Origin of the sequence: Roseixanthobacter liquoris (genome assembly GCF_043195135.2) — a bacterium.
GTDB lineage: Bacteria > Pseudomonadota > Alphaproteobacteria > Rhizobiales > Xanthobacteraceae > NCEH01.
Genome location: NZ_CM195537.1, coordinates 4,679,387 through 4,690,000 on the forward strand (window position 1 = coordinate 4,679,387; position 10,614 = coordinate 4,690,000).

The following is a 10,614-nucleotide window of genomic DNA, read 5'->3' on the forward strand; positions in this document are numbered from 1 at the left end:
TGATTCGGGGCGGGGGGACCCGGACGCGTTGCAAGGAGAATAAGAATGGCCCTGGCGCCGAAACCTTCGATCTTGTTCGTCTGCCGCGACAATGCCGGCCTCAGCCTGCTGGCCGAGGCCATCTCGAACCACACCCAGCCGCATTTGCGGGCCTTCAGCGCCGGCCTGTCGCCCCATGCCAGCGTGGACATGGCGGCGGTGGAATGCCTGCATGCGGAAGGCGTGCCGGCCGACGGCCTGTCCTGCAAGCCGCTGGAGGTCTTCACCTTGCCCGGCGCGCCCCATATCGACGCGGTGATCTCGCTGATTCCCGGCGCCCACACCAGCGTCGCGCACAGCGCGCTGCGGCCGCACCATCGGCTTCACCATCGCTGGCAGATGGAGGATGTCTCGCGGCTCGGCGACATGCACGAACGCCGGCTCGCCTATCGCCGGCTGCTGCCGGAATTGCGGGCGGCCATCGGCGCGCTCGGCGCCGGGCAACTCGCGGCGGCCGCCTGAGAACATCCAGGCGACCGCCCAAGCGGCGGTCGTCGCGGCGTCAGGCGCGACCTCAGGCGGCGATCTGGCCGCCCAATTCGTCCTCGATATGGATGCGGATGATCTCGTCGAACGAGGATTCCGCCTTGAAGCCGAGGGACAGCGCCCGCGCGGGATCGAAATTGCGCGGCCATCCCGCGACAATCTGCTCGATCACCGGGTCCGGCACGCGGCGGATCAGCGACACCGCCCGCTCTCCCGCCACCCGGCGCAGCGCGGCGATCTGCTCGCCCACCGTCACCGAGAGGCCCGGCATGGTCAGGCTGCGGCGCGCGCCGAGCGGCGCCGTGTCCAGCGTCGCGGCATGCAGCAGGAAACCAACGGCGGAGCGCGGCGAGGCGTGCCAGTGCCGCACCTCCTCCGACACCGGCAGGATCGCTTCCTGGCCGGACAGCGGCTCGCGGATGATGCCGGAGAAGAAGCCGGAGGCCGCCTTGTTGGGCTTGCCCGGCCGCACGCAGATGGTGGGCAGGCGGATGCCCACGCCGTCCAGGAAGCCGCGGCGGGAATAATCCGCCAGCAGCAGCTCGCCCATGGCCTTCTGCGTGCCGTAGGAGGTGAGCGGGGTGAGAAAGAAATCGTCGGCGATGGCTTCCGGGAACGGCGCCCCGAACACCGCGATGGACGAGGTGAAGACCAGGCGCGGGGTGTAGCCCTCGATCGCCCGCACCGCGTCGAACAGCGCGCGGCTGCCGTCGAAATTGATGCGATAGCCCTTCTCGAAATCCGCTTCCGCCTCGCCCGAGACGATGGCGGCGAGATGGAAGATCACGTCCGGCCGTTCGGCCACCAGGGCCGCCGCTTCGCCCGGCACGGCGAGATCGCCCACCCGCCCCTCGATGGGGAAGGGCGCGGAAATGGGGGTGGGGGCGACCACGTCCTGGGCCGTCACATGGCTGATGGGCGTGCCGCCGAGCGCGCCGTCGCGGGCGAGCCGCTCGATGAGCTTGCGGCCGACCATGCCGGCGCCGCCGATAACCAGAATGCGCATGATGAAACTCCTGAATCTGTTCCCGCTTTGCGGGGCGACGGCGGGACTAGAGCGCCCAGCCGCCGTCGATAATGTGGATCTGTCCGGTGGTGAAGGCGCTTTCGTCGCTGGCGAGATAGAGCGCCAGCGCGCCGATCTCTTCCGCCGTGCCGAGCCGGCCCATGGGCTGGCGGCCGACGAAATCCGCACGCACGTCCTCCAGGCTGCGCCCGGTCGCGGCCGAGACGGCGGCGATGCGCTCGTTCAGCGAGGGCGACTGGATGGTGCCGGGGCAGATGGCGTTGGCGCGAATGCCCCTGGTGATGAAATCCGCCGCGATGGACTTGGTCAGCCCGATCACGGCCGCCTTGGTGGCGCCGTAGGCATAGCGATTCGGCACGCCGCGGATGGAGGAGGCAGCGGAGGAGATGTTGATCACCGAGCCGCCGCCGTTCGCCAGCATGCCCGGCAGGAAGGCCTTCAGCATGCGGTGCATGGATTTCACGTTGAGGTCGAAGGAGAAGTCCCAGTCGGCCTCGCTGGTCTCCAGGATCGAGCCCTGGTGGACGTAGCCGGCGCAATTGGCGAGCACGTCGATGGGCCCGATCTCCGCCGCGAGGGCCTCCACGGCGGGCGTGCTCAGCACGTTCAGGGCGCGGTGCTCGCCCTCGAAGTCAGCGACCTTCGCGGCATCGAGGTCGGTGGCGAACACGCGGCCCCCCTCGCGGGCGAAGCTTTCGGCGATCGCCCGACCGATGCCCTGCCCCGCCGCCGTCACGAGGCAGGTCTTGCCGTCCAAACGTCCACTCATGGCATTTCCTCTTGGCTTGATTCTTCTGGCTGTTTCTTGGGGATGTTCCGGCCGCATCGCGCCCCGCGGGCGGGTCGCGTCACAGCACGGCGCGGATCTCCTCCAGCCGGCGCTTCTGCTGCCCGTCGGGGCCGAAATTTTCGGGCGCCAGCCACGCCTCGAAGGCCGCCTTGGCGCGCGGCCAGTCCTGATCCAGCATGGCGAACCAGGCGGTGTCGCGGCTGCGGCCCTTGACGATCATGTGCTGGCGGAAGATGCCTTCGAACGTGAAGCCGAAGCGCAGCGCCGCCCGGCGCGAGGGCGCGTTCAGTGCGTCGCATTTCCATTCGTAGCGGCGATAGCCGAGGTCCTCGAACACGTGGCGCGCCATGAGATACATGGCCTCGCTCGCCTTGGGCGAGCGCTGGAGCGCGCGGGTGAACAGCACGTTGCCCACCTCGATCACCCGATGCGCCGGCTCGATGCGCATGTAGGACGCATGGCCGAGCGGCTTGCCGGTCGCAGCGTCAAGAATGGCGAACAGCAGCGGATCGTCCCGCTGCGCCGAGGCCTCATAGGCGGCACGAAACGCCTGCCTTTCGGGCTGGACCTCCGACATCAGATAGGTCCACAGCGCCGCATCGCCCACGCCGTGAGATGCGGCGTGAAGATCGTCCGCATGGGCGGCCGGATCGAACGGCACCACATGAACCAGGCGACCGATGAGCGGCACCCGCGCCGGCCGCGCCGCCGGCCCGCCTTCAATGATCGCGCCGAGGGGCTGGCCCTCGGCGGCACCGGTCTCGCTCATGGGGAACGCCTGATAATGTGGGACGGCTAGTGATTGTCGCGCGGAACGCCCATGGTCTGGGCCACACGCTGATATTTCACCGCCGGCTTCAACACCATGCCTTCGTCGAACTGGGCCACCATGCCGCGCTGGATTTCCTGCCAGGGGGTCTGGCTGGCGGGGATCGGGAAGCCGCCCTTGGCCTCCAGCTCCGCCCGGCGCGCGGCAAGCTCGGCATCCGGCAGCAGGATGTCCGCCGTGCCCTTGTTGAGGTCGATGCGCACCCGGTCGCCGGTGCGCAGGATCGACAGCCCGCCGCCCGCCGCCGCTTCCGGGCTGGCATTGAGGATGGAGGGCGAGCCGGACGTGCCGGACTGGCGCCCGTCGCCGATGCAGGGCAAGGCCGAGACGCCCTTCTTGATGAGCGCGGCCGGCGGCTGCATGTTCACCACTTCCGCCCCGCCGGGATAGCCGAGCGGCCCCGCGCCGCGGATGAACAGCAAGGTGTGCTCGTCGATGCCGAGGGAGGGATCGTCGATGCGGTGGTGGTAGTCCTCCGGCCCGTCGAACACCACGGCCGGCCCCTCGAACGCATCGGGATCGTCGTTCTTGGAGAGGAAGCGGGCGCGGAACTCGTCCGAGATGACGCTGGTCTTCATGATGGCATTGTCGAACAGATTGCCGCGCAGCACGATGAAGCCGGCATCTTCCTTCAGCGGCGCGTCGTAGGCGTAGATCACGCTGCGATCCCAGGAGAATTTGCCCGTGCAATTCTCGCCCATGGTGCGCCCGTTCACCGTGAGCGCGCCTTCGTGGATCTTGCCCTTGGCGATCAGCTCCGCCACCACGGCGGGAATGCCGCCCGCGCGGTGGAATTCCTCGCCCAGGAACTCGCCGGCCGGCTGCAGGTTCACCAGCAGCGGAATCTTGTGGCCGACGCTCTGCCAGTCATCCACGTCCAGCTTCACGCCCACATGGCGCGCGATGGCGTTGAGGTGGATCGGCGCGTTGGTGGAGCCGCCGATGGCGGAATTCACGCGGATGGCGTTCTCGAATGCCTCGCGGGTGAGGATGGCGGAGGGGCGCAGGTCCTCCCACACCATGTCGACGATGCGCTTGCCGGTCTCGTAGGCGATCTGCCCGCGCTCGCGGTACGGCGCGGGAATCGCGGCGCAGCCGGGCAGCGACATGCCGAGCGCCTCGGCGAGGCCGTTCATGGTCGAGGCGGTGCCCATGGTGTTGCAATGGCCCACCGACGGCGCGGATGAGGCGACGATGTCCATGAAGGTGTCATAGTCGATCTCGCCCGCGGCATGCTGGGCGCGGGCCTTCCACACCACGGTGCCGGAGCCGGTGCGCTCGCCGTTCCACCAGCCGTTCAGCATCGGCCCGCCGGACAGGACGATGGCGGGGATGTCCACGGTCGCCGCCGCCATGATGCAGGCCGGCGTGGTCTTGTCGCAGCCGGTGGTGAGCACCACGCCGTCCAGCGGATAGCCGTAGAGGATTTCCACCAGGCCGAGATAGGCCAGGTTGCGGTCGAGCGCGGCGGTGGGGCGCTTGCCGGTTTCCTGGATCGGATGGACCGGGAATTCGAACGGAATGCCGCCCATGGCGGCGATACCCTCGCGCACCCGCTTCGCCAGCTCGATATGGTGGCGGTTGCAGGGGGAGAGATCCGAACCGGTCTGGGCGATGCCGATGATCGGCTTGCCCGATTGCAGCTCGGCGCGGGTGAGGCCGAAATTGAGGTAGCGCTCCAGATAGAGCGCCGTCATGCCGGGATTGTCGGGATTGTCGAACCACAATTGGGACCGCAGCTTGCGCCCGTGCAACTCGGGTTGATCTCCCGACCTTATTTCGTTTCCCGACATCGACGTCTCCCGTCCCTCCGGCGCGGCAACGACGCCCGGCCGGATTTCAAACGATTTGATTTTTCGATATATGCGCCCGCCGCCCCCCGAAATCAACGCATTTGCGGGCCGCGTTTCACCGCGCGGGAATGACGCCGATCTTTCGCAGCGCAACGTTTTCCCACACCGCCGCGACGAACAGCGCGACCGTCGCGCTCGCCGCGAGAAGCAGTGCGCTGGCATAAGGAATGAGCGCGCAGGACAGCAGCAGAAGGGCGAGCCCGACCAGGTGGGACAGGGGAAACCGCCGCAGCAGCGGCCATTTGAACAGGCCGACGCCCAGCAGATAGAGCGCCGGCCCGCCCAGGATCGCGGCCGCCGCCGGGGCGCCGGGGATGTCGCCGGGATGGGCGAGCAGCACCTCGTCGGACACCGCGCACAGGATGATGCCGGCCACGATCAGCATGTGCAGATAGGTATAGGCAAGGCGCGCCTGCCGGCCGGGATCGTCCGAACTGGTAATCCGCGCGCTGCCGCGTTCGGCGCCGGTGTCGAAATAGATCCACCACATGGCGACCGTGCCGAGGAACGCCACCAGGAAGGCGCTTATGTTGAGGGCGCTCCATTCCAGTTCGGCGAAGGTCGCGCCCGTGACCAGGATGGATTCGCCGAGGGCGATGATGACGAACAGGGCGCAGCGCTCCGCCATGTGGCCGCCCTCCACGGTCCATTCCGTGGTGCGCGACTTGCCGAGGCCGGGCACGGGAAAGCCGAGGGAGGGCGCCACGTTCTCAAGCGCCAGGGCGATGGCCCAAAGCGCGAGGCGGGCCGGGCCGTCGCCCAGGCCGCCGGCGATCCAGATGGCGCCGATCAGCAGGTGCCAGCACAGCATGCGCTGGAAATTGCGCCGCAGCGCCGGCGCCTCGTCCCGCAGCGCATAAACCATATAGGCCGATCGCCCGCACTGGAGCAGCGCATAGGCGCAGGCGAATGCCAGCCCGAGGCCGCCGAAGGCGCCCGGCAGCGACATGGACATCACCAGCCCCGCCAGCATCAGCACCAGCAGCATGAGGCGCACGGGCGCCTTGTCCGGGTCGATCCAATTGGTCACCCAGGCGGTGTCGATCCACGCCCACCACACCGCGAGAAACAGGAACACCACCTGGAGCGCGCCCAGGGGATCGAGATGATGCAGCAGGGTGTGGGAAAGCTGGGTCACCGCGAACACGAACACGAGGTCGAAGAACAGCTCCGCGAAGGTGACGCGATGATGCTCGCCCGTGGTCTCCCGCAGAATGCTGCGCGCCTGCCCGCTCATGCCCCGCCCCCCCGCAATTGCCGCCCCATCTCGCGGACAAGGGCGGGCAAGGTCAAGCCGCAGGTGTTCGGCCGCGGGTGCGCCTCAGACTTCCGCCCATTGGCGCAGGAGGTTGTGATAGACGCCGGTGAGCTGCACCGCCGAAGGGTGGCCGGGATGGTCCTGGTTCAGGCGGATGATCGCCATGTCCATGTCGAAGAGCAGCGCCCGGTGCCCCACATCCCGGATCAGGCTTTGGGTCCAGAAGAACGAGCCCATGCGGGAGCCGCGCGTGATGGGCGTGACATGATGCAGCGAGGTCGCGGGATAGATGATGGCATCGCCCGCCGGCAGCTTCACCCCGTGGGTGCCGTAGGTGTCCTCCACCACCAGTTCGCCGCCGTCATATTCGTCCGGGTCGGAGAGGAAGAGGGTGGTCGAGACATCGGTCCGCATGGCAAGGCCGGTGCCCCGCACGGCGCGGATGGCATTGTCCACGTGGGAGCCGAAGGTCATGCCCGCGTCATAGCGGTTGAACATGGGCGGCATGATCTGCTTGGGCAGGACCGCCGACATGAACAGCGGCGAGCGCTCCAGCGCCGCCTGCACCATGGCGCCCAGCTCGGCCGCCTCCCGGCTGCCGTCGGGCAATTGCAGATTGCGCTTCACGGCGCTCGACTGGAACCCGGCGGTGGCACGCCCGTCCGCCCAGGCGGCCTGCGTCATCACCCCCCGGCACTGGGCCACCTGGTCGGGTGTGAGGACATTTGGAATATGGATCATCATGGCCGGCATCCTCGGAAGGCGGCAATAAAAGACCCGCACCGCCGGAGGTCACCGGGCGGTGCGGGTAATGCGCGGAAGACCCTTAAGGTCAGAAAGTCGCCCGCGCGGTCAGGGCCGCATAGCGTCCGGCGGCCGGCACGGCATGGCCGCCGTAATACTGGGCGTAATAAAGCTCGTCGGTGATGTTGTAGACGTTGACCTGGAGCTGGAAGTTCTTGGTGAACTGGTAGCTCGCCATGGCATCGAAGGACCAATAGGACGGCACGTACACCGTGTTCGTGGTGTTGGCGAAGGTGTCATCGTTGTAGGTCGCGCCGCCGCCGACCACGAATTGCGGCGTGAGATTATAGCTGGTCCACATGGAGAACGAGTTCGGCGGGGTATTGGGCAGTTCCTTGCCGACCTGGGTCTGGTTCGCCAGCGTGCCGGGGCCGACGCTGAGGATCTCCGACTGCAGATAGGTGTAGCTGGCGGTCAGGTTCCACTTGTCGGTGATCGCGCCACCGGCGCTGAGCGAAATGCCCTGGACTTCCTGCTCGCCGCCCAGCACCTGGGGCGGAAGGCCCGCGGTGGGATCGGTGGGCACGCGGGTATTGGTCTTCATGGTCTGGAAGGCCGAGGCGGTGAGGATGACCCGGCCATCCAGCACCTGCGCCTTCACGCCGGCTTCAAGCGTGGTGTTGGTTTCCGGCGCCAGGGTGACGGTGCCGGTGTCCAGCACGCCGTATTCCGACGACGGGTTCGAGGATGTTCCGTAGGTCACATAGATGTTGACCGTCTCGATCGGGCTGAAGATGGCCCCGACGCGATAGTTGAACAGGCTCTCGGAATTGTTGAGAGTCGACACCGGCGGGGTGTTCGCCGCCGAGAATGACGAATATTCGGTGGTCGCGTTGTCCCAGCGCCCGGTGGCCATGACCTGCCAGTATTTGCCGATCTTGATCTGATCGCCGGCATACATGGCGACGTTGGACATGGTGGTGTCGTTGCTGGTGGGAATATAATTATTGAACCCGCCGACGCCGCCCGTGGCCGACACATTGATCGGGTTCGCGAGGCTGGTGCGGCACATGGCGGCGGTGGGGCTGCACAGATTGTAGCGCAGCTGGGACCGGGTCTCGTGGGAGACCTCAAGACCGGCGTTCAAGGTGTGCTCAAACATGCCGGTTTTGAACTTCGCCACCATGTCGGTGATGTTGGTGAGGTTGGTGCTGTCGGTCTCGGTCTGGAAGCGCTGCATGCCGATGGTCATGAGCGAGACCGGATAATTGTAATATTGCGCCGGCAGCGGGCTGGCGAAGGCGACATTGCCCGCCGTTCCGAGGCTGCGCGGCGCGGAGACGCGCGCCATGCGGTCGTTCGAGGTGTAGCGGGTGCCGTTGGTGAGCGTCACCCAATCGTTCAGTTCATGCTCGAACTGCAAGGTCGCCACATTGGTGTTGGTGGTGACCCGGTCGGGCAGCGGACCGTTGGTGATACCGTACCAATTGCTGCGGTCCACCGGAACGGGCGGCGTGGGCTGGCCATTGCCGTAATAACCGCCGACGGTGGCGCCGAAATTGAAAGGCGAGGTGCTGGTGGTGGGCGCCGGCAGATAGGGCCGGCCATAATCCGGGACGCCGTCCTCATACTGGTAATAATAGGACGCCGTCATGGTGGTGCGGTCGGACAGATTGACCGTCACCGAAGGCGCGATGCCCCAGCGGGTGGCGTTGACGTTGTCACGGTCGGCAGTGTCGATATCCTGCGCCATCAAGTTGATGCGGGCGTAGATGTTGTCGTTGTACTTGCCGTTCGCATCCAGGGTGGTGCGCCAGCCCTGGCTGGTGTAGCCGGTGACATCGCCTTCAACGAAGGTCGCGTCTTTCGGCAGCTTGGACACCATGTTGATGGCGCCGCCCGTGGACCCGCGCCCGAAGGCGAAGGAGGACGGGCCCATGAACACCTCGACCGCGTCGATGTTGAACATGTCGCGGGTGTACCAGCCGGTGTCGCGAATGCCGTCTCGGAAGATGTCGCCGCGTGCGGAGAAGCCGCGGATGATCGGGTTGTCGCCCTGCTGGCCGCCTTCGCCGGCGGAGAAGGTGATGCCGGAGATATTGCGCAGCGCCTGGTCGAGCGTGGTCACATTCTGCTGGCGGATCACCTCCTCGGTGACCACGTTCACCTGCTGCGCCATGTCGAAGATCGGCACCGGAAGCCGCGCGACGCCGGTGGTGGTGGCGACGAAGCCGCCGGTATTGTCCTGCACCTGGACCGTGGGCAGCTCGAGTTCGGTATTCGTCGCCGCTTGCTGCGCCAGCGCCGGGCCGCCGAAGGCCGTTGCCACGCCCATCGTCACGCCCCAGGATCCCGTCAGCATCAGGCGCTGAGTATCCGTACGCTTGGACGCGCGAACATATTCGCAGTTTCCTGCCGAACCCATCTTCAGAACTCCTAAAAAATGGCCCTAAGAAAATCACAATCCAGGACTCTCTTCGCCTCTTTTAGGTCATCTCGATTATTAACTTCAATCCATCTAGGAAACATTGTACTTAGACGTATTTTAAACAAGCGCATGCTTATATAATTGGAATAATTTCAAACTAATTCAAAAACCATGCGCAAGGCCGCGCAATTTCTCTAGGGAATGCCCCCGCGGGCGCGGGGAAGACGCGTGGCGAAATATGTGGCAAGTTTCGGCCATGATGCAGAACTCAACAGCCAAGACGCGCGCACCGCAGACGTCGCCCGGCGTTTCCGCGAAAAGCGCGCAGCGCGCGAGTCTGCCGCAGGCGCGCAAGGCGCTCGCGCACGATCTGGACAGGGCGCTGAGCAAGGTCGAGGCCGCGCTTCGAGAGCCGAGCGTCACGATCCTGCTTCACGAGGCGCGCAAAGCCATCAAGGAATATCGCGCCCTGCTGCGCCTCGTCGGGACGGAGGAGGCAAAGGACGCCCGGCGCCTCGCGGCGGAAACCGCGCGGAGCCTGTCGTCGGCGCGCGATCGGCAGGCGTGCCGCGACGCCGTGGCCGCCCTGAGGGAGGCGGACCTGCTCAATGCGGCCGATGCCGCGCACATCATCGAGGCCATCGGCCCGGATGCCTCCGACGGCCGGGAAGCGCAGGTGCATCGCGATGCTTTGCGCCGCTGGCTGAACGCGGCGCGCGCGAGCCACGCCGCCCATCTGATCGAGCAGGTGGGGGCGGCGGATATCGCCCGCAATTTGCGCAGGGGCTATGCGCTGGCACGTCGCGTCACCGACTGGAACGAGCCGATTCATCTGCATGAACTGCGCAAGCGCGCGGTGACGCATCGCTATCAGATGGCGTTTTTCGCCGGCGTCTCGGGGGGCCGCGGCGCGCGACGCGCCGAGAAGGCGCAGAAATTGCGCGGGATTCTCGGCGGCTACCAGGATATGGAGACGCTCAAGCAATATCTCGCCGGCTGGCCGGACACGCAGGGGGATTTGCGCGAGCTCGCGATCGACGCGGGCAGCCTGTATCAGCGTCGGCTCGTGAAGCGCGCGCACCGGGCGCACGACCACCTGTTCCGGCGCACGCCGCGGCAGTTCGCCCGGCACGTGAGCTTTGCGCAGGACTGAGCGGGGC

At 66.6% G+C, this 10,614-nt stretch carries 9 protein-coding genes; 2 read left to right on the forward strand and 7 right to left on the reverse strand.

Features of this window, described 5'->3' with window-relative positions; genetic code table 11:
- The first annotated feature begins 45 nt into the window (after nucleotides 1-45).
- Nucleotides 46-501, forward strand: a complete 456-nt coding sequence (locus tag V5F84_RS21080) for an arsenate reductase/protein-tyrosine-phosphatase family protein (protein WP_394041761.1) — start codon at nucleotides 46-48, stop codon at nucleotides 499-501.
- 52 nt (nucleotides 502-553) lie between these two features.
- On the opposite strand, the gene denD is transcribed toward V5F84_RS21080, so the two are convergent.
- The 7 genes from denD to V5F84_RS21115 form a co-directional block, all read right to left on the reverse strand.
- Complete coding sequence (gene denD / locus V5F84_RS21085) at nucleotides 554-1,531, reverse strand: D-erythronate dehydrogenase (RefSeq protein ID WP_394041760.1); 978 nt, start codon at nucleotides 1,529-1,531, stop codon at nucleotides 554-556.
- Between the two features lie 46 nt (nucleotides 1,532-1,577).
- A complete protein-coding gene (locus V5F84_RS21090) occupies nucleotides 1,578-2,321 on the reverse strand; it encodes an SDR family oxidoreductase (RefSeq protein WP_394041759.1) in 744 nt (247 codons plus the stop codon).
- Between the two features lie 79 nt (nucleotides 2,322-2,400).
- Nucleotides 2,401-3,111, reverse strand: coding sequence for a GNAT family N-acetyltransferase (locus V5F84_RS21095; protein ID WP_394041758.1), 711 nt, complete (start codon nucleotides 3,109-3,111; stop codon nucleotides 2,401-2,403).
- Between the two features lie 26 nt (nucleotides 3,112-3,137).
- On the reverse strand, nucleotides 3,138-4,964 hold the full coding sequence (locus V5F84_RS21100) for an IlvD/Edd family dehydratase (protein ID WP_394041757.1): 1,827 nt from the start codon (nucleotides 4,962-4,964) through the stop codon (nucleotides 3,138-3,140).
- 115 nt (nucleotides 4,965-5,079) lie between these two features.
- Entirely contained in the window at nucleotides 5,080-6,261 is a 1,182-nt protein-coding gene (locus tag V5F84_RS21105) for a low temperature requirement protein A (RefSeq protein WP_394041756.1), read from the reverse strand.
- Nucleotides 6,262-6,345: 84 nt separating this feature from the next.
- On the reverse strand, nucleotides 6,346-7,026 hold the full coding sequence (locus V5F84_RS21110; protein ID WP_394041755.1) for a Fe2+-dependent dioxygenase: 681 nt from the start codon (nucleotides 7,024-7,026) through the stop codon (nucleotides 6,346-6,348).
- Between the two features lie 88 nt (nucleotides 7,027-7,114).
- The gene (locus tag V5F84_RS21115; protein WP_394041754.1) at nucleotides 7,115-9,388 is read right to left on the reverse strand and encodes a TonB-dependent receptor; all 2,274 of its coding nucleotides are present in this window, start codon (nucleotides 9,386-9,388) and stop codon (nucleotides 7,115-7,117) included.
- 304 nt (nucleotides 9,389-9,692) lie between these two features.
- Here V5F84_RS21115 and V5F84_RS21120 point away from each other — a divergent pair, with 304 nt between their 5' ends.
- Complete coding sequence (locus tag V5F84_RS21120; RefSeq protein WP_394041753.1) at nucleotides 9,693-10,607, forward strand: CHAD domain-containing protein; 915 nt, start codon at nucleotides 9,693-9,695, stop codon at nucleotides 10,605-10,607.
- Nucleotides 10,608-10,614 lie beyond the last annotated feature (7 nt).

Excerpts from the sequence above, each read along its gene's own strand:
- V5F84_RS21095 (WP_394041758.1), bottom strand. The coding sequence starts at position 3,111 with ATGAGCGAGACCGGTGCCGCCGAGGGCCAGCCCCTCGGCGCGATCATT.
- V5F84_RS21115 (WP_394041754.1), bottom strand. The coding sequence starts at position 9,388 with ATGCTGACGGGATCCTGGGGCGTGACGATGGGCGTGGCAACGGCCTTC.
- V5F84_RS21100 (WP_394041757.1), bottom strand. The coding sequence starts at position 4,964 with ATGTCGGGAAACGAAATAAGGTCGGGAGATCAACCCGAGTTGCACGGG.
- V5F84_RS21090 (WP_394041759.1), bottom strand. The coding sequence starts at position 2,321 with ATGAGTGGACGTTTGGACGGCAAGACCTGCCTCGTGACGGCGGCGGGG.
- V5F84_RS21110 (WP_394041755.1), bottom strand. The coding sequence starts at position 7,026 with ATGATGATCCATATTCCAAATGTCCTCACACCCGACCAGGTGGCCCAG.
- denD (WP_394041760.1), bottom strand. The coding sequence starts at position 1,531 with ATGCGCATTCTGGTTATCGGCGGCGCCGGCATGGTCGGCCGCAAGCTC.
- V5F84_RS21105 (WP_394041756.1), bottom strand. The coding sequence starts at position 6,261 with ATGAGCGGGCAGGCGCGCAGCATTCTGCGGGAGACCACGGGCGAGCAT.
- V5F84_RS21120 (WP_394041753.1), top strand. The coding sequence starts at position 9,693 with ATGTGGCAAGTTTCGGCCATGATGCAGAACTCAACAGCCAAGACGCGC.
- V5F84_RS21080 (WP_394041761.1), top strand. The coding sequence starts at position 46 with ATGGCCCTGGCGCCGAAACCTTCGATCTTGTTCGTCTGCCGCGACAAT.